This window comes from Pontibacter coccineus (assembly GCF_030546575.1).
Lineage (GTDB): Bacteria > Bacteroidota > Bacteroidia > Cytophagales > Hymenobacteraceae > Pontibacter > Pontibacter coccineus.
The window spans coordinates 96,004-119,680 of sequence record NZ_JAUOTN010000005.1 but is presented as its reverse complement, the minus strand read 5'-3'; the positions used below and the strand labels follow the sequence as shown (position 1 = coordinate 119,680).

25 protein-coding genes, 1 tRNA gene and 1 other RNA gene are annotated in these 23,677 nt (G+C 49.2%); 9 read left to right on the top strand and 18 right to left on the bottom strand.

Translation table 11 applies throughout. The features are described from left to right. Window positions 1–140: 140 nt before the first annotated feature. Together rnpB and Q4E40_RS13190 are read left to right on the top strand one after the other, a co-directional pair. An RNA gene (rnpB, locus tag Q4E40_RS13195) (RNase P RNA component class A) lies at window positions 141–533 on the top strand. 730 nt (window positions 534–1,263) lie between these two features. Beyond that, complete coding sequence (locus Q4E40_RS13190; protein ID WP_303412789.1) at window positions 1,264–2,262, top strand: hypothetical protein; 999 nt, start codon at window positions 1,264–1,266, stop codon at window positions 2,260–2,262. An 85-nt stretch (window positions 2,263–2,347) separates the two neighbouring features. On the opposite strand, the gene Q4E40_RS13185 is transcribed toward Q4E40_RS13190, so the two are convergent. From Q4E40_RS13185 to Q4E40_RS13175, 3 genes are all read right to left on the bottom strand, one after another. Next, window positions 2,348–3,058, bottom strand: coding sequence for an SIMPL domain-containing protein (locus tag Q4E40_RS13185; RefSeq protein ID WP_303412788.1), 711 nt, complete (start codon window positions 3,056–3,058; stop codon window positions 2,348–2,350). Window positions 3,059–3,207: 149 nt separating this feature from the next. Then, the gene (locus tag Q4E40_RS13180; RefSeq protein ID WP_303412787.1) at window positions 3,208–3,516 is read right to left on the bottom strand and encodes a hypothetical protein; all 309 of its coding nucleotides are present in this window, start codon (window positions 3,514–3,516) and stop codon (window positions 3,208–3,210) included. A gap of 75 nt (window positions 3,517–3,591) precedes the next feature. Further along, complete coding sequence (locus Q4E40_RS13175; RefSeq protein WP_303412786.1) at window positions 3,592–3,867, bottom strand: hypothetical protein; 276 nt, start codon at window positions 3,865–3,867, stop codon at window positions 3,592–3,594. A gap of 197 nt (window positions 3,868–4,064) precedes the next feature. On the opposite strand from Q4E40_RS13175, the gene Q4E40_RS13170 reads away from it, so the two are divergent. Beyond that, window positions 4,065–4,136: transfer RNA gene (locus Q4E40_RS13170), tRNA-Glu, on the top strand. A 365-nt stretch (window positions 4,137–4,501) separates the two neighbouring features. Here Q4E40_RS13170 and Q4E40_RS13165 read toward each other — a convergent pair. From Q4E40_RS13165 to Q4E40_RS13125, 9 genes are all read right to left on the bottom strand, one after another. Next, entirely contained in the window at window positions 4,502–4,720 is a 219-nt protein-coding gene (locus tag Q4E40_RS13165) for a hypervirulence associated TUDOR domain-containing protein (protein ID WP_303412785.1), read from the bottom strand. Window positions 4,721–4,778: 58 nt separating this feature from the next. Then, a complete protein-coding gene (locus Q4E40_RS13160; RefSeq protein ID WP_303412784.1) occupies window positions 4,779–5,519 on the bottom strand; it encodes a cupin domain-containing protein in 741 nt (246 codons plus the stop codon). A gap of 296 nt (window positions 5,520–5,815) precedes the next feature. Then, window positions 5,816–6,265: an RrF2 family transcriptional regulator gene (locus Q4E40_RS13155; RefSeq protein ID WP_303412783.1), complete on the bottom strand. Its 450-nt coding sequence runs from the start codon at window positions 6,263–6,265 to the stop codon at window positions 5,816–5,818. A gap of 131 nt (window positions 6,266–6,396) precedes the next feature. Then, the gene (locus tag Q4E40_RS13150) at window positions 6,397–6,702 is read right to left on the bottom strand and encodes a cupin domain-containing protein (protein ID WP_303412782.1); all 306 of its coding nucleotides are present in this window, start codon (window positions 6,700–6,702) and stop codon (window positions 6,397–6,399) included. Window positions 6,703–6,743: 41 nt separating this feature from the next. Further along, on the bottom strand, window positions 6,744–7,139 hold the full coding sequence (locus Q4E40_RS13145; protein ID WP_303412781.1) for a group III truncated hemoglobin: 396 nt from the start codon (window positions 7,137–7,139) through the stop codon (window positions 6,744–6,746). 2 nt (window positions 7,140–7,141) lie between these two features. Next, window positions 7,142–7,543 carry a cytochrome C gene (locus Q4E40_RS13140; protein WP_303412780.1) on the bottom strand — a complete coding sequence of 134 codons (402 nt, stop codon included), beginning with the start codon at window positions 7,541–7,543 and terminating at the stop codon, window positions 7,142–7,144. A 4-nt stretch (window positions 7,544–7,547) separates the two neighbouring features. Continuing rightward, on the bottom strand, window positions 7,548–7,805 hold the full coding sequence (locus Q4E40_RS13135; RefSeq protein WP_303412779.1) for a hypothetical protein: 258 nt from the start codon (window positions 7,803–7,805) through the stop codon (window positions 7,548–7,550). A 298-nt stretch (window positions 7,806–8,103) separates the two neighbouring features. Continuing rightward, a complete protein-coding gene (locus Q4E40_RS13130; protein ID WP_303412778.1) occupies window positions 8,104–9,117 on the bottom strand; it encodes a cytochrome c in 1,014 nt (337 codons plus the stop codon). Window positions 9,118–9,180: 63 nt separating this feature from the next. Next, window positions 9,181–11,049, bottom strand: coding sequence for a cbb3-type cytochrome c oxidase subunit I (locus Q4E40_RS13125; protein ID WP_303412777.1), 1,869 nt, complete (start codon window positions 11,047–11,049; stop codon window positions 9,181–9,183). Between the two features lie 490 nt (window positions 11,050–11,539). Between Q4E40_RS13125 and Q4E40_RS13120 the strand changes: the two genes are divergently transcribed. From Q4E40_RS13120 to Q4E40_RS13105, 4 genes are all read left to right on the top strand, one after another. Then, window positions 11,540–12,109 carry a Crp/Fnr family transcriptional regulator gene (locus tag Q4E40_RS13120; protein ID WP_303412775.1) on the top strand — a complete coding sequence of 190 codons (570 nt, stop codon included), beginning with the start codon at window positions 11,540–11,542 and terminating at the stop codon, window positions 12,107–12,109. Between the two features lie 62 nt (window positions 12,110–12,171). Continuing rightward, the gene (locus Q4E40_RS13115; protein WP_303412773.1) at window positions 12,172–12,717 is read left to right on the top strand and encodes a heme-binding protein; all 546 of its coding nucleotides are present in this window, start codon (window positions 12,172–12,174) and stop codon (window positions 12,715–12,717) included. Between the two features lie 14 nt (window positions 12,718–12,731). Then, window positions 12,732–13,139 (top strand): hydroxyisourate hydrolase, encoded by a 408-nt coding sequence (gene uraH, locus Q4E40_RS13110; RefSeq protein ID WP_303412771.1) that lies wholly within the window; start codon window positions 12,732–12,734, stop codon window positions 13,137–13,139. Window positions 13,140–13,368: 229 nt separating this feature from the next. Then, window positions 13,369–13,809 (top strand): hypothetical protein, encoded by a 441-nt coding sequence (locus Q4E40_RS13105; protein ID WP_303412769.1) that lies wholly within the window; start codon window positions 13,369–13,371, stop codon window positions 13,807–13,809. A gap of 249 nt (window positions 13,810–14,058) precedes the next feature. Here the strand turns inward: Q4E40_RS13105 and Q4E40_RS13100 are convergent, their stop codons facing one another. Together Q4E40_RS13100 and Q4E40_RS13095 are read right to left on the bottom strand one after the other, a co-directional pair. Beyond that, the gene (locus tag Q4E40_RS13100; protein WP_303412767.1) at window positions 14,059–14,628 is read right to left on the bottom strand and encodes a hypothetical protein; all 570 of its coding nucleotides are present in this window, start codon (window positions 14,626–14,628) and stop codon (window positions 14,059–14,061) included. A 61-nt stretch (window positions 14,629–14,689) separates the two neighbouring features. Then, window positions 14,690–15,061 (bottom strand): DUF983 domain-containing protein, encoded by a 372-nt coding sequence (locus Q4E40_RS13095; RefSeq protein WP_303412765.1) that lies wholly within the window; start codon window positions 15,059–15,061, stop codon window positions 14,690–14,692. Between the two features lie 190 nt (window positions 15,062–15,251). Between Q4E40_RS13095 and Q4E40_RS13090 the strand changes: the two genes are divergently transcribed. Next, window positions 15,252–16,130: a helix-turn-helix domain-containing protein gene (locus Q4E40_RS13090; RefSeq protein WP_303412763.1), complete on the top strand. Its 879-nt coding sequence runs from the start codon at window positions 15,252–15,254 to the stop codon at window positions 16,128–16,130. 261 nt (window positions 16,131–16,391) lie between these two features. Here the strand turns inward: Q4E40_RS13090 and Q4E40_RS13085 are convergent, their stop codons facing one another. The 3 genes from Q4E40_RS13085 to Q4E40_RS13075 all read right to left on the bottom strand — a co-directional run bounded on the left by Q4E40_RS13085 (window position 16,392) and on the right by Q4E40_RS13075 (window position 20,616). Beyond that, entirely contained in the window at window positions 16,392–17,153 is a 762-nt protein-coding gene (locus Q4E40_RS13085) for an SDR family NAD(P)-dependent oxidoreductase (protein WP_303412761.1), read from the bottom strand. A 184-nt stretch (window positions 17,154–17,337) separates the two neighbouring features. Continuing rightward, window positions 17,338–17,913 (bottom strand): hypothetical protein, encoded by a 576-nt coding sequence (locus tag Q4E40_RS13080; RefSeq protein ID WP_303412758.1) that lies wholly within the window; start codon window positions 17,911–17,913, stop codon window positions 17,338–17,340. A 498-nt stretch (window positions 17,914–18,411) separates the two neighbouring features. Then, complete coding sequence (locus tag Q4E40_RS13075; RefSeq protein WP_303412756.1) at window positions 18,412–20,616, bottom strand: S9 family peptidase; 2,205 nt, start codon at window positions 20,614–20,616, stop codon at window positions 18,412–18,414. 514 nt (window positions 20,617–21,130) lie between these two features. On the opposite strand from Q4E40_RS13075, the gene Q4E40_RS13070 reads away from it, so the two are divergent. After that, on the top strand, window positions 21,131–21,991 hold the full coding sequence (locus Q4E40_RS13070; protein WP_303412753.1) for an MBL fold metallo-hydrolase: 861 nt from the start codon (window positions 21,131–21,133) through the stop codon (window positions 21,989–21,991). A 437-nt stretch (window positions 21,992–22,428) separates the two neighbouring features. Here Q4E40_RS13070 and Q4E40_RS13065 read toward each other — a convergent pair whose 3' ends face one another. Next, complete coding sequence (locus Q4E40_RS13065) at window positions 22,429–23,676, bottom strand: NAD(P)/FAD-dependent oxidoreductase (RefSeq protein WP_303412751.1); 1,248 nt, start codon at window positions 23,674–23,676, stop codon at window positions 22,429–22,431. Window position 23,677 lies beyond the last annotated feature (1 nt).

Here is a 23,677-nt window from a genome sequence, read left to right as displayed (position 1 = left end):
CATGGCTGATAATGGTCGCTTACTGCCCAAATCGTGCACCAAACAATCATCAATTAACAATCAACAATTTAACCATTCAACACTTTAACAATTAAGCAATCCAACAATTTAATCATACCTTTGCAGGTATAGAAAGCTTAACAGCAAGCCGTCTTATCGCTGCTCCCGCAAGGGAGGAGAGGAAAGTCCGGGCAACACAGAGCATCCTACTTCCTAACGGGAAGGGGCCTTTCGGGAGACGGGAAGGCTACAGCCAGTGCCACAGAAAATAACCGCCAGTTGCAAAACTGGTAAGGGTGAAAAGGTGCGGTAAGAGCGCACCAGCGGCTGGGTGACCAGTCCGGCTGGGTAAACCTTAGGAGTTGAAAGACCAAATAGGCTGACAGCGCCTCGCTTCGGCGGAGCTAAGGGCTGCTCGTCCGATGTCAGTGGGTAGGTCGATGGAGCCTGCGCGCGAGTGCAGGCCTAGATAAATGATAAGACGTTGGGTTTCGGCCTGACGACAGAACCCGGCTTACAGGCTTGCTGTTAAACTTTTTCTTTCTCATTTCTCTCGATTAGATCATTTCTTATTTCATTAATTGCTTCAGGCTGACGCTCCAAGTGCCTGTCAGGTATAGCGGTTAGGGCGCGAGCGTCCACGCTCGTGACGGCTATGGAGGGGCCTCTGGCCCAGGTATACCTATACCTGGCGTAGCCTCAGACTGGCTATACCTTAAGCTAATCTGTTTCATTGCTTGCCCTGGCCGGCCTTACTTTTTTCCTTGATGAAAAAAGTAAGCAAAAAAATCAAGACGCTCCAAACTCGCTGAACGCTCGAACAGTGGAGTGTCATTTGGTGCACCTGGCTAATGTCTTCTGTTTCATAGCTCCCTGGGCAAGTTAGTCTTGCTATACCTGCCAGTGGTCTGAAACAATAACTCCATCGCTAATATCTTGAAACTGGAATTGCAGATTCCCCTCCTTGGACTGAGAAGAACGAGAGTTTCAAAGTAGCGAGCGTAGCTCTGAGGGGTCAGGGGTGGTTGGCCCCGACATTTGAGAAAATCCTGTCCATCCTGAAAATCCTCATTCAGACAAGCTTTACCTGTAAAGTCACAAGCCACATTCAGGTCTGAAAGCCTGTTCCGAACGTTTTCTGGGACGCTACGAGGCATCTAAGCTCTTGCCGACATTATCAATACAGTAAATCTATCTTAATCCCCGAAATCCTGATTCTGACAGGCTCTTCTTCGTATCTTTGCACCCTCAAACGACAAGATCATGACGGAATTGAAACTATACGACCCGTTTCCGAACATGCAGTTCAGCGACAAGCACTGCTTTCTGTGCGGGGCACATACCGAACCTGAAAACCGAACGCCTGTTTTTGCGACCTGGCTGCAGGACAAGTATAATCTGCGCGACAAAGAACTGCTGCTGCTCGATAAAAGCATCACGACCTACGGTGAGCTTACTATACCTTGTTGCGACCACTGCCATACCCAGCACGTCATTCCGCTGGAGAAGGAGATCGCGGTGGCCGCTGAGCAAGGTATAACCGGACTGCAGGCCCTGGAATCTAAAAAACTGTTTCAGTGGATCGGTAAGATGTATTACGGCACGCTCATCACGGAACTGATCAAAGAGGCAGACCCGCTGATCATGCCACAGAACCCGGTAAGCGAGAACCCAAAGATGCTGGGCAAGTTCCGCGAATTCTTTAAGGTGCTGCAGTCGGTGCGCGTACCCATGGCGTTTGCCGATTTTCTGCCTTGCTCCTTATTTATGCTGGAAGTGAGCCCAACTGAGGATGAGCTACCCTTCGAGTACCAGGACGAACTCACCACCATGGCTTTTAGCATCAAACTGGGTCCGGTTGTGCTCGTCTGCACCCTGCTCGACAACGGTATTATCGGCAAAGCGCTTGGCAAGTTCCACCGACTCACACAAGGACAGCAACTGCACCCCATTCAGGTGGCTGAGTTTAAAGCGCGGGTGTTCTATGCGGCCTATATTTTTAATGTGATACCCGAGTACTTTGAGCGTCCGCTCAAGCCCGGCGACACCGACATCACCCTCGATACCATCATAGATGATGTGACGAACGAGATCTTCAACCCCTGGGAGATGACGGCTTATGCGCATATGCTGGAAGAAATGCTTAAGCCCTGGGATATCCGCGAAAAGGAGTTATTGGCTGACCCCAGCAAGCCCATTAGCTTCTTACTGGATGATCAGAATAACTTTAGGCCGATAGAGCGCTATCAAAAGCAGCCTTAAACACCACGTCTATACCTGACATCATAAAAAAGAGCTCCCCGGTAAATGCCGGGGAGCTCTTTTTTATTCGCTATACCTGTGCAGGCTATTGTTCTATTACAAAGCTCACACTGACATTGGATGTCACGATTACCTCGCCACCGGCAATAGACGGACCACCACTTTGCGCCATTTCCATGTCCATCGACATTTTTGCGTAACCGTTCCGTGGCGAGCCATTGGAGGTATGCTCGCTGATGGAGTACACTTTCCCCACTTTGGCTCCTAACTCCGCTGTCAGGGCATTGGCTTTTTGCTTGGCATCGGCCACGGCTCTTTTACGGGCCTCTGCACGGTGCTTTTCGAGATCTGACACCCTGAAGTAGATATTATCAATGCGGTTCACGCCATTGTCATACAAACCGGAAAGCAGCTCGTCGAACTTATTGATCTTTTTGATCACGATAGTCATCGTTTTCTGAGCCAGATAAAACTCAGGCTGCGCTTTCCCAAACTCGGTACCCGCGTACATAGGTTGCAGACTCACGAAAGAGGTCTGGATATCCTTAGCATCTACACCTTGCTTGCGCAAATAGGCTATAATTGCGGCGGCTTGCTTATCGGTTTGCTTGCGGGCTTGGTCCAGGGTCTTTTCGCGGTTTTCCACCCCCAGGGTGATCACTACCTCGTTTGGCTCAAGCTTCACCTCCCCTATTCCGTTCACACTGATAAGCGGAGGCAGGATCTGCTGCTGGGCAAGAGCCGGGAACACTGCTGCCAGCACAAACATTAGGGCGATAAAGGATACTTTTTTCATAATTCTAATTAAAAAAGGTTAGAAACATTCTCGTAAATATAGCGACATGCTATATAGGCTCCAATCACAAAGGCCGTACCAGAAATGAGCAGGCACAAAAAAACCCTTCACTATCAGGTGAAGGGTTTCTGTTTGGTTGTAGACAGCTACTAAGCTTCGAAGTCGAAATCCTGATCAGCTACATACTTGGCAACTAGCACAGCGCCAAGGGTTACAGCACCCGCTGTCAGGATAAGCTGCGTCGTACTCATGCGGCGGGCACCTTGTAGCACCAGTTTCCCTACATCGTGCAGTAACTCAGGCAGTTTATCGTGCTTGCCTTGAAATACATGCATGGCCGACTCCACTGTTTTAGACATATCGTGTGGCTGCATGAGTCTGAGAGCGTTTGGTTCCTTCTTGCCCTGGTTCTGTTTGCTATTGTCGGCATTCTGGCTGCTCTTGTTATCGTTTTCCATAGTTATTTTCGGTTTCGTTTAGGTATTAAGTTCAAGTGGTTTTCTTATACGGCATTATCCGCGTCAGGATATAGCCTAACCCTCAGCACGGCCTCCGTACTGGGTGATCATCTCGTTCATGCGCTGCATCAGGCTGTCGGAGTTGATCATCATGCTGGCCGGAAAACCAACAGAGAGGTCACTTATCTCGAGCGACTTTGCTTCAGGATCGTAATTGAAGTTGGCATTGACGCCTTTCTCGTCTATGCGACCGCTGTTGCCCTGCAAATTCATGCCGTAGGTCTGCAGTTTGCTTTTCAGTTCGTTGTATGCTTCTGGCGTTACGCCGGTATAGAATGCTCTTTTTGACATAGTGTTTAAATTTTTACTGATGAAGGTATAACGGCACAAGATAGTACGAAGTTTACAAAAACTACCAGGTTGGCCACACGCTTCAGCCTTAAGAAAGTGCCCTATAGGTATAGACGAAGCTGTATTCCTTATTTCTGAAAAATAATTTTGCTTCCTAAAAATAGGCTTGTATATTTGCACCCGCAATACAGTAGCACGGTCCGTTCGTCTAGGGGTTAGGACTCCAGATTTTCATTCTGGCAACAGGGGTTCGATTCCCCTACGGACTACAAAATTAAAAAAGCCGCTTCATATAAAATGGAGCGGCTTTTTTTGTTCGCTAAAATTGCTTTTCTTCCTTTAGGTCTGGCAAAACTGCGGCCGCCAGGCTCATGCTCAATCAAGTATAGCATTCCAGATTTGTTGAGCAGGTCTCAAAAGCTAGTACATTGAAATGAGGGTACTTTTTAGAGCTATGATGCCGACCTACATCTACCGGCATCTCAATCTAAAATGACTTTAGCACTGCCACAAATTCCTCCGGACTTCATGTAGCATGGCCAAAGGTCCAAATGGTATTTTTGCTTTCTGCCCTATAAGATTCTTCTGCCTGTCGAATACCTTTATACTTTTTGCTACAAAGGCTGAACAGTCGCTAGGCTTTCTTAGACTTGGAAAGGGCAGAGCCTTTGTGCGCCGCTATATGGTCTGTCTTGTCGCTCTTAATTTCGTATTGCGGATCTTCTTTACTGGCGCGGTGCGTATGGCCTTTGTAGTCAAAATCAGACGTGTGTACTTTGATGATGGTGCCGGAGACATTGCCGGCCTCTGAGTTCCAGGTAACATGGTCACCGGTTTTAAATGCTTGCTTCATAGAAATTCGGATTGATGGTAATAGGATACTAAACGATTCGGGGCCAACGTTCAGGACATTATTTCCCTGGTTTGGAAATTGCGAGAGTCAGCAAAAAAACAGACTCCTCCATGGCCAAAACGCTGTGCGGAATACCGGCATGAAGCGCCAGCATCTGCCCCTCTGCCAGTTCGGCAGTTTGCTGCTCCGTTTTGAATCTGATCTGCCCCTCCAGCACCTGCACACTTATGATGCCGGGGGCCGTATGAGATTTCATTTCTGCGCCCTGGTGCAGGCCAATGAGCACAAGGCGGAGGCTATTTGTCTTGAAGATGGTAATGGAGTTACGGTCGCTGTTTTGCCAGGCTTGTTCTTCTTTGATTTGTCTTCTGAAGGAGCTGAGATCCATCTCTACCAGGGGCGCATCCAGCGGGCGGTCTCCTTCCGGTCGTTGTGGTGTTGCTTCGTTAAATTTTGCACCCGGGGCAGCCTGCTGCTTTTCAACAGGTACTTCAGAAACTTTCTCCTTCAACGCCTTTATAAGGTCACTGGTCATCTCTTCGCTGTATATACCGTAGCCGTCTACCAGTGTACCCTTCACATCGTGCTTACTTGATGATATGGCATACACCACGGCAGCGTCGCCCGGGTCCGAAATACCTTCGAAGCGGAAATGCTTATCTACCACAAACTCATCAGGAAATACTCTCAGTGAGTTACCATGGCAAACCAGGCAGTTGTCATCCAGGTTAAAGTCGATGTTGTAGCCTTCCTTCTTGAGCTTGTCCAATATTTCTGAAACGGTGGTCATGGTATCCATAGGAATTAAGTCTTGTGATGAAGAGAATATCCCCGCAATGTATTTCAATGCGTCATACTCTTGGTCGTATACCTGATGTATATGGAAACCTTCTGCATAAGGTTATTCCCAAAGTCTTTGATGCAAACTACCTATAGGCAATACGCTTACTGGGGCTTCAAATTGCCGTATTTCCGATTAAGAGTTGCCGCGTGTGCATTTCCCTCTACGCATGCACTTTTTCTATTCGGCTTGCTGCACGAGAGTATTGAATCTTCTTTTGTTCCTGCTCGACATTACCCTGCCTTAGCTTCTGCTTAGGAAATGTCTTGCGAAAGGTTCTTGATAAAGGAAGTACCTTCCTTCAACTCCTTTGCCAGTTGCTCTATGGTCGTATTCTGAAACACATCCCGTAAGGACTCGCGTGCCACTTTAAATTTGTCGTGCATGGGGCACGGGTGGGTTTCGGAGCATTTCTTCAAACCCAGTCCGCATTCCCAGAAAACCGACATTCCGTCTATGGCATTAACGATATTGATGACAGGTTGCTCCAACTGGTATTCATCGATGAAAAAACCACCGTAGGGTCCTTTTAAAGAAGTAATGATCCGGTGCTTGTTGAGGATTTGCAGAATCTTTGCTGTAAAGGCTTCGGGTGCATCTATCTCTTTTGCTATAGCTTTCACATTTAGCTTCACTCCTTCACTAGCTTTCGAGGCGATATAAACGGCCGCCCTGATGCCATATTTGCACGACTTGGAAATCATATGCTGTCCCCTTTTAAGTGTTCTGCTGCAAACATAAAGTATAACTACCTAATAAAGGGCAGAAAACTTCATGTACCTACTGCTGGCTATGACCTATACCTGCTCGTAATACTGCAGCAATGTTTTGGTTACTATCCTGATTCACTTCCGGAAGGCTGGCTGGTGAGGAAATTTATCTGCGCACCGGCAGCTAAAATAACTGTGGCAGCAAAGTTTTCCTGAATTTGCAAACTGTGCGGCTCATTGGCCGGAATAACCAAAGTAGCCCCTGCTTCCAGTACAACTTCCCTTTCCTGAAGTTTCAGCATTCCTTTGCCTTCTCTTATAACCAGGCATGCATCTGACGTAGCATAATGCCGCGGCATCTCCTCTCCTTTGGCTAAGCTAACGCTCAAAACTTTGTAAGCAGCATTGGCATGAATTTCTTTCATCTCCATTTCATCTTCATTAGAGCTTATCAATAAACACTAACTGTCCTCTATACCAATGTTATTGTATCGGTTCCCTTTAGCCCGTCTATACGCCTTTCAAAATTAGTTGCCATGATCAGCGCCCTTTTCTTAGCTTCCTCAGCCATCGGGCCTTCAAAGTAAGTATCCACTGTGCTTATGAAAAGTGAGAGCCAGCGCTCAAAATGCTCCCCATCTACGGGCATGGTCGCGTGCTTAGCAAAAGGGTTACCGGTATAGCCTTTTACACCGAACAGCGCAGCGTTCCAGAAGGTATACATCTTTTCCAGGTGCGGCTTCCAGTAGGTGTTGAGCCTGAAAAGGAAAATGGGCGCCAGCAGTTCGTCGTTACGAACCAAGGTATAGAACTCGTCTACCAATACCTTTATATCCTCCAGTCCGGTTATATCATGTTTTGTCGTCATCTTTATATTGTAAATTGTGTGATCAGGTAATACAATGCCCAGCCGCCAAATACGATGTGCAGGATCCAGACCCAGTTAGGTATACTCCGTGGAGTTTCACTGCCTTCGATCAGGAACACTTTCTGATCTCCTTTGCCATAGGCGCTCACCATAATGGGCAGCACGCCGTCTACTACTTCGTTCTCAGATAGGCCTTCCACGTTAATGTCCGGGCCATTGCGTACTACAAATGGAATCTTACGAATACCTTCTTTGCCGGACGGGTCTTTGCTGACAATACGCAGGGTGTGTTCTCCATCCACCAGTTTCCGGGTATCCAGCTCGAAGTTGATGGGTGATCTGAAGGAGCCGACTGGCTGCGGATCGTCATCTACAAAAATTATTACAGAGCTTTTGTCTTCCATTCTGTCAGAAATCTAATACTGTTCTTTTGATGTGGTCCTCACCTTTTTCGCCGGGACGGGCCAGCCATTTTATGCTAAAAAACAGACAAAGCACCACAATGATCACCGTGGCCCAGACAAGAACGTAGTCCCAGTCACTTTGCGGACCGGCCCCGTGGCTGATGCCCTGCAGCACCTTTGGCTGCTGCTTCTCACACACCGGGCAGGCAAAAGCTGTTAGGCTAAGAAGTGAGGCGAGAACCGTTAGCAGGAATGTTTTCATAGGTCAATTCTTCTTTTAATCTTTTGTTCTCCAGTAATTGTTTGCCTTTGCTATCTCCTGAAACATTCTCCGGGCGCATGCTTTACAACATGCGGCTTCTTTTCGGGTTGCAGCCTTTTTTCCATTAGCCGGCTTAAAAACACAACAAGCAATTTGCTTCTGCTTCAGTCCAACGTCCGGTTGCCTGTCTCAGATCGCTTTCCGGGCAAGGCTTATAGCCAACAGCCGGCCTTCAAACGGCGTAGCAGTCAGCAGTTCCGGTAGCATTGGGTCTGGCATTGCTTCGGACATGTACCATTTACTTTTTAGCTGTCTGTTTGAGAAGATCCATGATCTTCTGTACTTCATCCACCGGTACTTTTCGTGCACTATTGCCCCAACTGCTGCGCTCGTGGTTGATGATGGCGGCAACCTCGGCCGCTGATAAGTTCATGTTTGTTCCAATAGCCGGCATGGACGCAAACTCCGGCCGGGCATCGTAGCCGTTCATCACTATATCAATCAGCACCTCCGGATTATCGTCCAGCACAATCTGGCTACCTTTCAGGGGTGGAAAAGCTCCTTTCAGGCCCGCGCCGCTGGCTTGGTGACAGCTCTGGCAATTAGCCGCATAAAGCGCAGCACCGTCCAGCCCCAGGTCTCCTCCTCCGCCTGCTGTCGCGGTAGTTTTCGCTTCCCGTTTGTAGAGGAATTCAGGCGCAGGTATAGCTTCGGGCAATTGTGCCTGCTTCAGCGACTGCAGGTAAGCTACCAGGTTCAGGGCAACTTTGGTGGCCACAATCTTGCCTATCACTCCCTTCCGGAAAGCATCGGGCACCGGGACCTCCACATCGCCTTCCTCCAACTCAGCTTTCTCCTCAAACAACCACTGGTAAGCCGGCATAACCGACTCCTCTACTACGGCGCGTGGCTGGTACAAATGCAGCAGATTCCATTCGGCGCTTGGCTGGCGGTTGCCTATATCTGTTAAGTCAGGGCCGGTGCGTTCCGTCCCCATCAGGGTGGCAGTATTGCGCCATAGATCGGTGCGTTCTTCATCCGCATAATCTGCCGCGATGCTTGGTCGCTTGCCCCACATTTTGTCCATATCAAGGTTGCGCACCTGCTGAGTATGGCAGGCCACGCAGCCGTTGGCTACGTAGATTGCCTTGCCCTCCAGGGCGGCATCACTCAGAGCCTCTTCGGTTGGCAGCGGGCTGTTGTTGTTCTGGTTGCTGATGGCGGGCATGATGGCAACCAGTATAGTGAGCAAGACAAACAAGCCAAGTGCACTCAGATATAGTTTTCTATAGTCGTTAAAAAAGTCCATCATATGCTGTAAGTGCTAAAGAGCAACTGTTAGGAATTTCATGGGTTATACCTTCGTAGAAGAGTTTCATTTATCGTGGATGTCCACCAGTTCGTTCGCATGGAGTTTCTTGATGGCGGTGTCGTTGATATTTACTGTTTTGCGTGGGTTTATCATATTATACATGTTATAGGCAAACACCAGGTGCGATACCCACATCAGTGAACCGCCAATGGCACGCCACAACCAGTAGGGACCCATCATGGTCACACTTTCAATAAAGGGTAGCCCTTCCATCCACATCAGACCACGCATGGTGCCACCCCACATCAGCGGAACAGTATAGAACATCATCCCGATAAAGGCCATCCAGAAGTGAATGCCCACCGTGATCTGTGGCGGCTCCTGGCGCGTAAGCCGCGGCACAATGGCATAGATACCACCCCACAGAAAGAAGGCGATGATACCGTACATGGTCAGGTGCGAGTGGGCCACCGTGAAGTCGGTAAAGTGCCAGATCAGGTTGGTGCTGCGGAAAGCCTCTGCCGTGCCCTGCAGCGAACCCGTGAAATAGAAGATGATGCCCACAATAAAGAAAGGCAGGGTATAGCTGCCCGCTACTTTATGCCATGCCCCCCGGAAGGTCATCAGGAAATTAGTAGTGCCTGATACGACAGGTATGATCATACCCGCGCTGCCCACAATCGCTACCGTCTGCAACGACCAGGGGATGGCGCTGAATACGAAGTGATGCGTGCCTATCAAAGTATAAAAGAATATCTGCGACCAGAAGGCAAGGATGCCGAGGCTGTAGGAGTAAATGGGCTTGTTGAGCTGTTGGGGCAGGTAATAGTACACCAGACCAAGCGTGAAGAGCATGAACCACATGCCCACGCCCTGGTGCATATAATAACCCTGTATGATGGTCTCGCCGAGTCCGTTCTGAAAGTTTGGCACATACGCTACGATGGAAATCACGATGGCAAACATCACAGCCGCCACAATGTACCAGTTCGATACATAGATCTCTGTCGTTTTGCGGTTAGCAACCGTTCTCAGGTAATTGACCAGGGTGATCACCAGTCCGATGCCGAAAAGCAACTGGATGGGCCAGATGTACTCGCGGTACTCACCGCCACCATTGTTGATGCCGGCCATCAGCGCGATAGTGCCCAGTACGACCGATGCATTGATGAGGATCAGCGACCACCAGCCGCTCTTCGAGCTGTGTAGCCGGATGTTGCTTACCCGCGGCACCACATAGTAGCCCAGGCCCAACATGGCCAGCGAGGACCAGCCCCAGAAAACCGCGTTGGTGTGCACCGGACGCAACCTGCCGAAACTCAGCCAGCTCACCTGGTCCACGTCCGGTGCTACGAACTTAATGCCGACATACTCACCCACCGATGTACCGAAGACAAGCCAGAAAGTGGCGGTGCCCAGAAACCAAAGGATGAGCCTGGATAGCGCCGGGTCGATGCCAGGCCGGACGATGGCTTTGCGCTTGGCTTCTATGAAACGGATGTTGGCCTGCTCGTTTATGCTGCTTAACAGTCCCCTGGAGTCTTCCGGTGAAAAAGGCCCGGCGAGCTCCTGGTTGTTGAGGTGATATACCTGGTGCTCCCTGTCTTTTTGCAGCGCTCCCAGTTGGTCCACATTCAGTGATTTCAGGTAGGCGGCAAAGCGGATGGCCTCTTCGGAGTCCTTTCTGTTCTGGATGTTCCGGAAGAGCGCGTTTGCTTTCACCACCAGCAGAAAAAGGGCGGCGACAACAGGTATGATCAGCAGCGTGATGGTGATGAGGATACCCGGCAAACTGAAAAGACCGCCGTCCCCGGTGCTCCCGGATTGGGCGTAGGCAGCAGACGGAAACAGGCTAGAAGTTGTTAGCAGCATGACGTAAAAGAGCTTCGATCGATTTTTGGGGATTTTATTGCCACTTCTTTGTGTCGTCATGTCAGCAAATTTTAAGGTGCTTATGCCCTAAATGTACGCAAATAATCTATAAAGGATAACTTTATCCTTTATAGATTAAAAAAAGTCACCTACTTTCTCTCCTACCCTCTAGCAAGTTACACTCGCACCTAAATACCTGTGGATAAAGACCGATCTTTCGGTCTGCTGAAAAACCCCTCAGGTATACCTGAGATGGATTTTTTATGCTTAGGTCACTACTCGAATACTAAAGCAGTCTCCCGCCTATCGGGCTTGAGATGCCGCGGCAAATATTTACTTTTGGAGATACCGTTTAGGAAGAAGAATTTTTCCCGCCTCACACTGCTTAGTTTTGGTCTTTCCGCTATCGTACTGTCTTTATCTCCACTCGCATTTATAGCCATGTGGCGCAAGAAATCATAAACTTTAAAGCTTCTGAGCGGTTTCCATCCAAGTTGGACTGCCTATACCTTACTTTCCGCTTTTTGTCAATCGCGTACCTACAAACACCATGTATAACCTTTTAGAAGCCTTCATCAAGAGCAGAACGAGTATAGACGATGCGACTCTGAAAATGATCTGCTCTCACTTCGAGCCGGTGAAAACCAGGCGGAACGAGCTTTTACTGAACTACAGCGACGTTTGCCAGCATTACTATTTTGTCAACAAAGGTTGCATCCGGCTTTACACCATCAACAAAGAGGGGAGTGAAACAACAAGGTTCTTCGCTTTTGAAGGCGGGTTCGGAACTGCCCTGCCCAGCCTGATTGAACAGACTCCCGCCCACGAATACATGCAAACCATTGAAAGGTCCGAGTTGCTCCGAATTTCCAGACACAACTTTTACCACCTCGTTGACACTGTACCCCAATTCGCATTCATCTACAGACAGATTCTGGAATTGGGTTTCATCACCGCCCAGAAGCGGATTTATGGTTTTCAGGGGTTTGATGCGCTGGAAAAAGTAAAATGGGTCATCCGGCACCAGCCTGATTTTTTGTTGCGCGTATCCAATAAAATGGCAGCCTCTTACTTAGGCCTTTCCCCTTCCACTTTAAGCAGAGCAAAAGCCAGACTCTGAAAACGTTGACCTAGGGCAATGCTTTTCCCATGGAGCCCCGGTAGTTTTGTAAAAATTTATTTATGTTCTACAAACTGCAGCTGCTCTTACTCCTATTTATCCCGATGCTTTCCCTGGCGCAAGCCAGTAATCCGGAGCGCAAAATTCAGAAGGTAAGTAATGACCAGGTGCAGGCAAAATTTGTTACTGGGACACACCAGCTCACGCTGGAGGCTGCTTTGGAGCTGACACACCGGGCCCGTGAGGCTGCCAAATCTTTGAACAAAGAGGTGAGTATTGCCATTGTGGACGCCTCCGGGCAGGTCATGGCGTTGACGCGGGGCAATGGCGTAGGGCCGCACAACACCGAAGCTGCCAGAAGGAAAGCCTATACCTCGCTCTCCACTAAAACGCCAACTCTGCTGCTGGCGCGCAATGCCAAAGCCAATGCCGACACCGAAAATCTGGTCAACCTGCCGGAGCTCCTACTGCTGGGCGGTGGTTGCCCCATCTGGCACAACGGACAGGTTATCGGAGGAATTGGTGTAGCCGGAGGCGACGGACCTGAAAATGATCACAACATTGCAAAAGCTGCCGCCATAGAAGACTCAGCCATACTAATACATTAATTCAGACTGACACTATGAGAAATTTAGTTTTAACCCTGCTATTTGTACTGACAACGAGCGCAGCCTTTGCCCAGTCGAACTCCTACCAGTTATCAAGTCATATTCTGGATATCTCGACCGGTACGCCTGCCAAAGGAGTTCCGGTGAGGTTAGAGAAGCTGGATGAGAAAACCCAATCGTGGAAGCAGCTAGATGAGAAGGTAACGGACGAAAATGGGCGTATCAAGGAGTTCTTATCCACTAAAAAGGATAACAGAGGCGTTTACAGACTTCGTTTTTTAGTGGCCGATTATTTCAAAAGCCAAAAGACCGAAAGCTTCTATCCCTTTATTGAGGTGGTCTTCCAAATCAAAGACAACGACCATTACCACGTTCCCATCACGCTGTCACCTTACGGTTACGCCACTTACAGAGGCAACTAATACCAATTTAAGGAGAGCAATCTCACCGGATGCTTCTTTAGCCAAGTCATATCCTGGCTAACTCCCCTTTAAATTTTTTGCAGGTCCAATAACGCCTGCCCCTTTCGTGGAGTGGGGTACGGGTCAGCTTTTGCCCTACTGTTCATGCTGAAAATTATACCTAGAACAGCAGCATCGAGCAACCTGACTAAAATTCAAATTATTGTATTCAATTCTAAAAAACATACTGATGCTTACAAAAAACCTCACGCTATCCTTCATCTTTTTGATGTGTCTGGTAATTGTATCCTGCAAGGGCAAAGATGAATCCGGTCAAAATCCCCTTGACAACAGGCTGTTAGGTAAATGGAACGTAATATCGAAAACAGACACGGAGAGAATCGGTGATAAAGAAATAGAACGGGAGCAGGAATTATATTCCAAAGGCGAAAAGACCTATGAGTTTACTGACAATAACAAACTCATCATCGTCTATGGCCATGGAAAAGGACAAACCACTCTGCCTACGTGGATGACCGACGGAAAGCTATTCATTGGTCAGGACCATCCGTATAAAGAACCCTATACGGTAACTTTTTCCGGGAACAGGGCCACACTTTTTAAAGTGGAAGAAGACAGGAAAGACGGCCAGATAGTGACAGAAACCGAAGAAGTGATTCTGGAAAGATAGGTGGCAACTAGGGGTAGCGCACTTCTACCCATAAAGATGCGGTAAGTGCTTTTTCTTTACTTGTCAAGTTCTACTCTATCCTCGAAGAACTAAACACATGGTCGTTTAAGCCTGTAGCCGTCTTCCCTGAGCCGTTACACCCCAGTGTATAAGACTCAGAGACTGCTTTCTCTGGTCTACAAAAAAGCCGCTTCAGGTATACCTGGAGCGGCTTTTTAAGTGCAATTAAGTTCGTCGTTGGGTGATGCTTTAATCTATAAATTTACGGTAGTTCTCTTCTGTCTCGAAGTATAAGACATCACTATTGCTGCCGGGTTTCAGGGCGATAAAAGCATTAGCCTTGTCTATCTCTTTTCCTGTAAATGGGTCAAGTGCTACACGTACCTGGCGTTCATTCTGAATTGTTTTCACGCACATCTCACAGCAACCATAGTACTGTTTTCCTTCAAATTCAACCAGGAACTGGTCCTTCCCCATGTAGGCGTTGTTCACCATGCAAACCAGTTCTTTCGGCAAGCCCCCTTCCGCTAGTGCGGGGATGCCTGCGTTTGTTTCCTGATCAGCCACTTTAGTCGCGTGCATGTGGCTGGCAGTATTATTTTCAGGCAGGTTCGCTTCTACAGCGTCAGGCTGCGTTTGCACATGATGCCCTTCTTCTCCGCTGCAGGATGCTACGAGCAGAACGACCGGGGCTAAACAATAAAATATTACTTTTTTCATTTGATATTCATCTGGTTCAAATATTACTGTGTCAGCTGTTGTAGGAATACAATAGCCAAGGCCATGAAAACAGCAGCGTACACCAGCCACTTCGTCCATTTTCTCCAGTTTCCTGAAGGCTGTTCATCTCCGGTTTTACAACAATCTCTCATGTTATTGGCTAAACTGTTAGCTTCTTTGGGATCTGGCTGCCGGGCCCCTCATACCTGACGAAAATGCTTATCCATATTACCCTGGATAAACGGAAGATAATGGGCAGGAATCCAACAACCGTAATGGCCACCACCCCAATCATCATCGCCATGGTCACCTCTTCCACAAACTGGGATAGAATGAAAAGCGACACCAGGAAAATAGCCACATTGAACGCGAAACTTACATACATGGCGCCATAATAATAGCCTACCTCCGGTTCAAAAACCTGTCCGCAGCATGGGCAGGATTTGTGCATCGCCGCGAACTTAGTAGAGTACAAAGTGCCTTTCGGAAACATGTTTCCTTCACGGCATCGTGGGCATTTTACTGTTGCCACACTATATAATAATGAATTTCTCTTGCTCATTTAGCGGGTGTTAGAAGCTACAGTACAAAATTAGCCAAACCTTAACGGAGTATGACGGCAATAAAAAGACTAAATGCTGTACTTTTATGCCTGATCCCGGCCGCTGTGGCTGGAGTCAGGCTTAACCTACCATTGAATCCTCAGCAACGTAAAAGCTCTCATGCGGAAAGAACACTTGCCCATTTACCAGATACAGGATTTTGAGGCCCTTGCTAATAAAGACCGCTACTTCTACTTCAGCTCCTTTGCAGCTCATTTAAAGGAGCATCTGTTCATCCGCGAGCCTCATAAGCACGACTTCTACATTATCCTGCTGGTAACAAAAGGCACTGGGGTACATACAATAGACTTCAGGGAGTATGATGTGAAACCAGGAACCGTTTTCCTGTTGACGCCCGGGCAGGTCCACAGTTGGCAACTGTCTAATGATGCTGATGGATTTGTCGTTTTCTTTACGCAGGAATATTATACCAGGGAATACCCGGATCGGCTACTCTCCGATTTTCCTTTTTTTAACGCGCTCCTCTACAGCCCGGTCATACGCCTTTCCGAAACCGATGAAGCTACTCTACTACCGGTGCTGCAGATGCTGAAACAGGAATACGAGCTGGACAGTCCCATGCGAAATAGTGTTCTGAGCAGGTACCTCGATATACTGTTGATGAAGCTGGCCCGGATTTTCCTGCCAGACGGAAATGCAGCAGCTCCCATCGCAAAAGAGCAAACGCTTATTCAGGACCTGGAGCGACTTATCAATTTACACTACAAGGAACATAAGAACGTAGCCTTTTACGCAGACCGTTTACACGTGACTTCAAAGCACTTAAACGAGGTCTGCAAACAATCCTTTGGCAAAACCACGAAAGATATCCTGCAATATCGGATCATACTGGAAGCGCAAAGACTCCTGGTTCATTCTGATTTAACCAGCTCCCAAATAGCCCATGAACTTGGGTATTTTGATAACACGTACTTCTTCCGTTTTTTTAAAAAACACCTGGGCTGCACACCCGAGCAATTCAGGGCTGCCAATAAATAAAGACTGCTAATTAGCTAACCAATGGAAGAGCATCCTATAGACTGGCCCTCAGCCCTTTAAGGTATAGCTGATATTAGTTTAAAGCATATGCGCTGGGGCTGCAAGGGTCCACCGTTTTTAGAATTGAATTAACAGAATCGGACCACCGAAAGCTCTTGCAGCAAATCCAGTAATCCCTACAGCAGCTTTTGGTGGTCCGATAATTATTTATACCTAGAGTGATCCTTTCAGCGATAAGAAACCGGAAGTACGTAAATCTCCCTACTGAACACTTAGTCCGCCGTCTATCACCTGGGTTGTACCGGTTATAAAACGGCTCTCGTCGCTTGCCAGGAACAAGACCAGTTGCGCAATCTCCTCTGGTTCGGCATACCTGCCCAGTGGAATTGTCTTTTCAAGTTCCTGTTTGGCCGCTTCGGCGTGGCCCGGCGCAAATCCCTCCTCCAGCGAGCGCATCATCCGGTTATCGACCGGAGAAGGATGTACGGAGTTCACCCGGATCTTGCGGGGTGCTGCCTCTACGGCCGCAGCCCGCATAATGCCCACCACGGCATGTTTACTGGTGATGTAGGCACTTACATTGGGACTTCCGTTGATGCCTGCCACGGAAGAAGTATTGATGATACTCCCCCCGTCATTCATTTGCGGCAATACGTACTTTATTCCCAGCCAGGCGCCTTTTACATTGACTGCTAGTACCTTGTCGAACATTTCTTCCGGGTAGTCAACAATGGGTTTCACAACCCCTTCAATGCCGGCGTTGTTAAAGAACACATCGATCTTGCCAAACGCCTTCACTGTGTCCTCCACATAGCGCTGCACATCCTCTGATTTTGTCACATCAGCAGTGCTATACTGTACATTATTACTTCCAAGCTCTTTAACTGCCTTCTGCAACGCCTCTTCTTTCAGGTCGACCAGCATTACTTTGGCGCCTTCCTCTAAAAACAGCCTGGCAGTAATTACTCCGATACTGCCTGCCCCACCTGTAATGATGGCAACTTTGTTCTCTAGTCTATTCATAGCTCTTTATCAATTATGTATGTTGTAAGAAAACCTTCCAGTTCGTAGCCGGCTTGTTTTCCCTAAATAACATGTTCTTTTAACAGGTATACGACACGACCTCCTGTTGTAAGTTTGTACGTACCCTCCTCCAGTGAAGCCATTTACACAACACTCTCCTGGCTTATGGTCCTTTGAGTAAAATTTAAAATCGCTTGCCTATACCCAGTCCCATGGAGAAGGTATCGTAGGCATCGGTTCGGCTGTCGTAAAAAATGGTGGGTGCGACATCCCAGTGCGACCCGATCTCAATCTCGTACTCCAGCCCCACCCGAAACACAAAGAGATTTTCTTTCGGCTCAATTTCTATACCTGGTCCAGCCATCACGACCAGTTCTTTCCAGGGTTTCCAAAGGGCATCCAAAGTGAACAGCACAGGGGTTTCACGTTCTATAAAGACTTCTTCTTCGCGTTCGACCTCAAAGCTGACCAGTTCCAGGTCGTTGTGCGAGCCGATGCCCCACTTTTCGTTGAACCAGTATTCGAGGTCTAGTCCCAGCGAAGGCACAATGAGCGTGCGCTTGCCCTCCGATGTGCGCGTTCCGATGTAGGTATGATACATCACGGCAGCTACGCGCCAGTGCTTGAACACATGCCTCTCAGCGGCCTGATATGTCTGATCCCGGCCAGTGACGGGGTCATTTTGGGCGAAAGATGGTGTGGCAAGCAGCGCAACAAATACGACCAGTATAATCTTTCCTAAGTTTTGAAAAGTATTCATTTTAAATGTTCAGACTAAGATTTGGTGAGGCAGAAGCGAGGGCAGACAGGTCAGCGTTCCTTACGAACACCCACCGCCTGCTGTCGTGCTGGTGGGCAAGGCAAATCCGCTACCTACAGGGCTATAGTGGAGCAACTGGGTCTCTGTCCGGGCTACTTGCTATACCTTGCGGTGATAGTATGCTGCTAAATAAGGGTGATATAAATAAGAGGACGGATCTGATCGGTATACCTAATGTACGTGAGGGGTTTATGCCGGTTCCGCAGTCAGCACTTCAACAACATGTTTATACCTTTGTTTTATCCAGACGTGCACATTGTCTGCTAGCCCGCCACTGCGAGTCAGAGAACACACCACGCCAAACCTATCCGCTTCCATAGGGGGAAAGGAGTGCCGGGCTGTGACATTATGCTAGAAAACGAAAAAAAAAAGCACAGCCGGTAGCGTTCTCCTCTACCGGCTGTGCCTTCATAAATTCATCCTCTTAAGAATGAAGTACTACCTGCCTCCCGGAGGACAGTACTGCTTCAGGAAATTGGTAAATAAAGTAGACAGGTGCTCGCTTGTACCCTCCCCTTCCGAAATGCTGTGCGACCGATTTGGATAAGGCATGAACTGGAATTGTTTGTTATACCTGATCAACTCATTGACCAACTGCTCGGCATTGTTATAGTGCACGTTGTCGTCGCCAGTACCATGGATGTAGAGCAGGTTGCCCTTCAGGTTTTTGGCATGGGTGATAGGAGAGCCTTTTACAAAGTCTTCGCGGTTTTCCTGCGGTAGGCCCATGTAGCGTTCCTGGTAAATGTTGTCGTAGGTGAGCTGGTTGGCTACGGCTGCTACTGAAATGCCTGTTTTATAGATGTCGGGGTGCTGAAAAAGCAGGTTGAGCGTTGCTGAGCCGCCGCCACTCCAGCCCCAAACGGCTACCCTGGCGGTATCTACATACGGTAATTTGAGCAGCTCACGCGCTGCCGCAGCCTGATCGGCGATGTTCAACTGGCCTACTTTGCGGTAGATGCTCTTGCGCCAGTTTCTTCCTTTCGGCCCGGGTGTACCCCGGTTGTCTACCGATACATAGATGTAGCCATCTTCGGCCATGCTGCCGTTGTACAGGAAATTCTGGCCGGCCCCATAGGTGTCGGTAACGGTTTGGCTGGCAGGCTCGGAATAAACATAAAACACGATCGGGTACTTCTTCTTCGGATCGAAGTTGGCAGGCTTGGCCATCCAGGCGTCCATTTCAGTGCCATCAGCCGTTTTCACCTTGAGGAACTCCACACCATTGGCCGCTTTATCAGCCGCAGCCAACGCTTTGGTAACAGCGCTTTCGCCACCTGTCGCTTTGTGGTTTGGCAGCGCTACCCACTCACTTACTGGTTTGGTGTAGTGGTTAGAAAAACGGTGCTGTGCATACCTGGCATTTGGTGAAAAGCTATAGGAATGGGTGCCGGGCTGCGATGCCGGGGTAAGGCGCTCGGCCTTGCCTTTGCCATTTAGGCGCGTACGGTACAGGTATTGTTGGGTGGCATTGTCCGGCGAGGCCATGAAGTATACGTAGCCTTCTTTTTCGTCAATGCCGGCAATCTCCATCACATCGTAGTTGCCTTTGGTGATCAGGTGTTCTTTCTTGCCATCGCGACTGACGCGATAGAGGTGGCGCCAGCCGTCTTTCTCACTCGCCCACAAAAACTCTTTGCCATCCTTAAGCCAGTCCCAGCCGCCGTAGCTATAGGAATTATCCCAGCTGGGCAGAATATCGATCCAGGCGTCGTCCTGCTCTTTGTAAAGCTGTTTGGCCTTGCCGTCAGCCGCGTTGCAGAGGTATAGCGTGCTTTCGTTTTGCTTGCGGTTGAGTTGCTGCACGATTAGTTCATCGGCACTTGCGGCCCACTCCATGCGGGGCAGGTAGGTGTTGCCTGGGTCACCGGGAATTTCCATCCATTGGGTAGCAGCCGAGTTGATGTCCACCACGCCGATCTTGTAAGGCGATGGCGCTTCTCCGGCGACCGGGTACTCCACCGGAATTACTTTGGCATACACACCGTCTAACATGTCGAACATGATGTAGTCTTTTACCTGGGTGGCATCCAATTGCCAGTAGGCAATCCGTTTGCTGTCGGGGCTCCAGCGGAAGCCGTCGCGGGCAGAGAATTCTTCTTCGTAAGCCCAGTCGAAGGTGCCGTTGATGAGCTTGCGGGTGCCATCTTGGGTTAACTGCTTTTGCTGCCCGTTCTGCAGGTCTTCTACAAAAACATTGTGCTCGCTCACGTAAGCTACCTTGCCTCCATCCGGCGAGAATTTGGCGAACATGAGCGACGATTCCGGCCTTCCGGCTCCGAGCTGACGCATCTGTTTTTTCTGCAGATCATACACCCAGTAATCGCCCCGGGTATCGTAGCGCCATACCTTTTTCGTGTTGGTATAGATCAGGACTTTCTGTTCATCGGCAGACAAAGTAAAGCTGCGCACTTTCAAGGGTTCCGTTTTACCGGCAGGTACCAGTGCTGCCTTTTCCAGGAAAACACTGGACGCCCCGTCAGGTAAAGTATACTTTACCAGTTGCCCCTGCTCTGCCAGTACATTGGCATTGCCGGCTTTCAGCCACTGGCGGTTCTGGTTGCCCTGGGCAAACGCGGTGACTGTAAAAATCAAAAGCAGCAACAGCTGCAGCAAAAGGGTTCGTAGTTTTAAGTGGTGCATACCTGAATCGTTTAATGAATGATAGTGCAAGTGTAGGTTATTTTCTCCCGCAGGATATCCGTTTTTAGGAGTCCGCATTTCCTGGCAAAAAGCTGTCAGGAAATTTACATATTTATTTGGAGCCGTTCACCTTTTGATTCCTGAGAAACCTGGAAACCGCGATTTGCCAGGTATCCGCACGTATCTAACTAGTGGACCCTAGTGCAGAAACCACATATACTGTATTCTGTGCCTATACCTTGTACTTCTTCAGACCATACCTTCTGCTAGCCTTAAGGTCGGCTCATTCTACTTTCTTGTCATCCTGAAAGGATCCCGATTAGAGTGGTCACGGCCTCTCCCCTTCACCTAGTCTACTTAACAGCATAGCAAAGAATTCCGAACTTGTTATACCTGAACAAAACCGTACTGCTGCCAGCCCAGGTTTTATACCTGCCGCTCTCTGCCCAATTGCTAATAACCTATACCTGGCAAGGCCGTTAGGTTTAAAACTGAACTAAAAACTACTTTTTCTATGGATACAAACCTGCAGCAAAGCGAGGATAATAAGTTTATACCTATGACGTCCATATCAAGCGGAATTGGCCGTGAGGTACGCCCCGACGTTTATTACTACACCAACCAGATCGTGAACCTGGTGCTGTTTGGAGACCCTGCCGGCGAAGATTGGGTGCTCATAGACGCCGGTATGCCTAAGAGCGCTTCTGAAATACAGAAGGTTTTTGAAACCCGGTTCGGCGAATTCCAAAAACCTGCAGCCATCATCCTCACGCATGGGCACTTCGACCACGTGGGCAGTTTGGTTGGTCTGCTAAAAGCATGGGGCAACGTGCCGGTATACGCGCACCCGTTGGAGTTTCCGTTCCTGACCGGGCAACAAGCCTACCCCGAACCGGATACCACAGTAGAAGGCGGCATGCTGGCCAAAATCTCTTCCATCTATCCACATGAGCCTATAAATATCAGTGATGCTAACCTGCTTCCCTTACCAGAAGATGGCAGTGTACCGCACATGCCAGGCTGGGGTTGGCTGCACACGCCAGGCCATTCACCGGGCCATGTTGCATTCTTCCGCGAGCAGGATGGGGTACTCATTTCGGGTGATGCCGTGATCACCGTCAAGCAGGACTCCATGTACAAGGTGCTGGTGCAGCAAGAAGAAGTACAAGGCCCTCCCCGCTACCTCACTTCCGACTGGCAGGCTGCCTGGGACTCGGTGCGTAAGCTGGAAGCCCTGCAGCCGCAGGTCATTATCCCCGGACACGGCACGTACATGGAAGGCGAAGCACTGGCCGAAGGCCTCAGCAAACTAGCCACCGAATTCGACACCATCGCCATACCTGACCACGGCAAATTTGTGGACGATAAGGAATAAACGGTGCAACTGCCCGACTGGCAGAAGTATAAGTAGACAATAAAAAGGAACTGCCTTTGAAGCGGCTCCTTTTTTGTTGTCTTTTAAAGCCTTAGCTCCTGACTAGAAAAAGCTACTAGCTAATTCACTCACATAAAACTCCCCTCAAAGGCAGTGCTGTTCCATTCTCCTCTACTGTCATCCTGGAAGCATCTTGGTGGCGAGGAGCATAAGCTTAACCTCCCTTCAACCAGGTTTCTTAACAGAATGACAGATGATTTGGAGCACGTTATTCAAGAATGAAACGCACCTGCCATTAGGGGAGAATTTAACTCCACTCTCTCGGACATCTATGTACCAAAGCCCTCTGCTGGGAACAAGGAAGCTCGAGATAGCGACGAGCGTTTGCGTAATCGAAAAACTGCAAAGAAGAAAAAGCTATTGCCCTCTAAACAGCCTTAATTATACCTATCTGGTGAGAACGCATCAGTGAGCAGTTGCGTTTTTTTCTGCAATAACTGTTCGGCCAGCACTTTGCCGGTCGCAGGTGCCAGGCTCACTCCCATCATGCTATGGCCCGTGCCAAACAGCACATTGCTCCAACGCTGCGTGGCGCCAATATAGGGCAAACCATCTGGTGAGCACGGTCTCAGGCCGCTCCATACCTTGCCTGCTTCCGGGAAGGTGGGCTGGAAGCCGGTATAGTAGTTGGAAATCGAGTCGAAAATACCGCGCACCCGCTGTTGGTTGATGCTGTGGTCGGTGCCCGTAATTTCCATTGTACCACCGAAGCGCACCTGCTCGCCAAAGGGCGTTACGGCTACTTTCCGCTCGCAAAGGATGGCGGGTAGCTGCAGAGCCGGTTGATTTTGCTGCATAAAACTATAGCCTTTGCCTGAAAGCATGGGCAGGTACATGCCTAGTTTGCTGGCCAGTTCCCCCGACCAGGCCCCGGCACAGACAATCAGCTGTTCACAGGTAAAGTCGCCCTGGGTGGTAACGATAGTTTGAATGCGATCTCCTTTGTGTTCGAACCTGAGTACCTGCGCCTGCGGCACCAGTTGCACCCCTTTGGCTGTCAGGTAGTCCTTCAGAAAACAATGCAGCTTGGCGGGGTCCAGGTGTGCATCGCCCGGAAAATGCACGGCCCCGCGCACGTCGAGCTCTGCGTTCGGTTCGAGTTGTTGCGCTTCCTGCCGCGACAATACATGTGCTTCTACTCCGTGCTGATTGGCCAGGTGCGCCATTTCAATTTCTTCCCGCTCCATTTCCGGCGTTTTGTAGAGCATCAGCAGGCCTTTCTCTTCCAGCCCGATCTGCGACTCTGGATGTTGCAGCGCAAAATCCTGGTAGAGGCGCTTGCTCAGCAGGCTCAGGTTTTTCAGGTAGGGAATACTGTGCTCCACATGCTTTTTATTGGAGGCGCGGTAAAAGTGCAGGCACCATTGCAGCAGGCGCCTGTCCAAACGGGGGTGAATGTAAAAAGGACTGGTAGCGGAGAACATCCACTTCAGTCCTTTACTGATCATGCCCGGCGAAGCCAGTGGTACAATGTGACTCGGCACGATCATGCCGGCATTGCCAGTGGAGCAACCCTGCTGCATGTCTCCCTGATCAAGCAGGGTCACCTCGAAGCCTTCTTCCGAGAGGTAGTAGGCTGTAAACAGGCCTACAATACCCCCGCCAATTATCGTTACGTTGCTCATA

Excerpts from the sequence above, each read along its gene's own strand:
- Q4E40_RS13185 (WP_303412788.1), bottom strand. The coding sequence starts at position 3,058 with ATGAAAAAAGTATCCTTTATCGCCCTAATGTTTGTGCTGGCAGCAGTG.
- Q4E40_RS13085 (WP_303412761.1), bottom strand. The coding sequence starts at position 17,153 with ATGAATAGACTAGAGAACAAAGTTGCCATCATTACAGGTGGGGCAGGC.
- Q4E40_RS13160 (WP_303412784.1), bottom strand. The coding sequence starts at position 5,519 with ATGGATACCATGACCACCGTTTCAGAAATATTGGACAAGCTCAAGAAG.
- Q4E40_RS13155 (WP_303412783.1), bottom strand. The coding sequence starts at position 6,265 with ATGATTTCCAAGTCGTGCAAATATGGCATCAGGGCGGCCGTTTATATC.
- Q4E40_RS13150 (WP_303412782.1), bottom strand. The coding sequence starts at position 6,702 with ATGGAGATGAAAGAAATTCATGCCAATGCTGCTTACAAAGTTTTGAGC.
- Q4E40_RS13165 (WP_303412785.1), bottom strand. The coding sequence starts at position 4,720 with ATGAAGCAAGCATTTAAAACCGGTGACCATGTTACCTGGAACTCAGAG.
- Q4E40_RS13115 (WP_303412773.1), top strand. The coding sequence starts at position 12,172 with ATGTTCTACAAACTGCAGCTGCTCTTACTCCTATTTATCCCGATGCTT.
- Q4E40_RS13105 (WP_303412769.1), top strand. The coding sequence starts at position 13,369 with ATGCTTACAAAAAACCTCACGCTATCCTTCATCTTTTTGATGTGTCTG.
- Q4E40_RS13075 (WP_303412756.1), bottom strand. The coding sequence starts at position 20,616 with ATGCACCACTTAAAACTACGAACCCTTTTGCTGCAGCTGTTGCTGCTT.
- Q4E40_RS13090 (WP_303412763.1), top strand. The coding sequence starts at position 15,252 with ATGCGGAAAGAACACTTGCCCATTTACCAGATACAGGATTTTGAGGCC.
- Q4E40_RS13120 (WP_303412775.1), top strand. The coding sequence starts at position 11,540 with ATGTATAACCTTTTAGAAGCCTTCATCAAGAGCAGAACGAGTATAGAC.
- Q4E40_RS13065 (WP_303412751.1), bottom strand. The coding sequence starts at position 23,676 with ATGAGCAACGTAACGATAATTGGCGGGGGTATTGTAGGCCTGTTTACA.
- Q4E40_RS13145 (WP_303412781.1), bottom strand. The coding sequence starts at position 7,139 with ATGACGACAAAACATGATATAACCGGACTGGAGGATATAAAGGTATTG.
- Q4E40_RS13070 (WP_303412753.1), top strand. The coding sequence starts at position 21,131 with ATGGATACAAACCTGCAGCAAAGCGAGGATAATAAGTTTATACCTATG.
- Q4E40_RS13190 (WP_303412789.1), top strand. The coding sequence starts at position 1,264 with ATGACGGAATTGAAACTATACGACCCGTTTCCGAACATGCAGTTCAGC.
- Q4E40_RS13130 (WP_303412778.1), bottom strand. The coding sequence starts at position 9,117 with ATGATGGACTTTTTTAACGACTATAGAAAACTATATCTGAGTGCACTT.
- Q4E40_RS13135 (WP_303412779.1), bottom strand. The coding sequence starts at position 7,805 with ATGAAAACATTCCTGCTAACGGTTCTCGCCTCACTTCTTAGCCTAACA.
- Q4E40_RS13080 (WP_303412758.1), bottom strand. The coding sequence starts at position 17,913 with ATGAATACTTTTCAAAACTTAGGAAAGATTATACTGGTCGTATTTGTT.
- Q4E40_RS13140 (WP_303412780.1), bottom strand. The coding sequence starts at position 7,543 with ATGGAAGACAAAAGCTCTGTAATAATTTTTGTAGATGACGATCCGCAG.
- Q4E40_RS13180 (WP_303412787.1), bottom strand. The coding sequence starts at position 3,516 with ATGGAAAACGATAACAAGAGCAGCCAGAATGCCGACAATAGCAAACAG.
- Q4E40_RS13175 (WP_303412786.1), bottom strand. The coding sequence starts at position 3,867 with ATGTCAAAAAGAGCATTCTATACCGGCGTAACGCCAGAAGCATACAAC.
- Q4E40_RS13125 (WP_303412777.1), bottom strand. The coding sequence starts at position 11,049 with ATGACGACACAAAGAAGTGGCAATAAAATCCCCAAAAATCGATCGAAG.
- Q4E40_RS13100 (WP_303412767.1), bottom strand. The coding sequence starts at position 14,628 with ATGGACGAAGTGGCTGGTGTACGCTGCTGTTTTCATGGCCTTGGCTAT.
- uraH (WP_303412771.1), top strand. The coding sequence starts at position 12,732 with ATGAGAAATTTAGTTTTAACCCTGCTATTTGTACTGACAACGAGCGCA.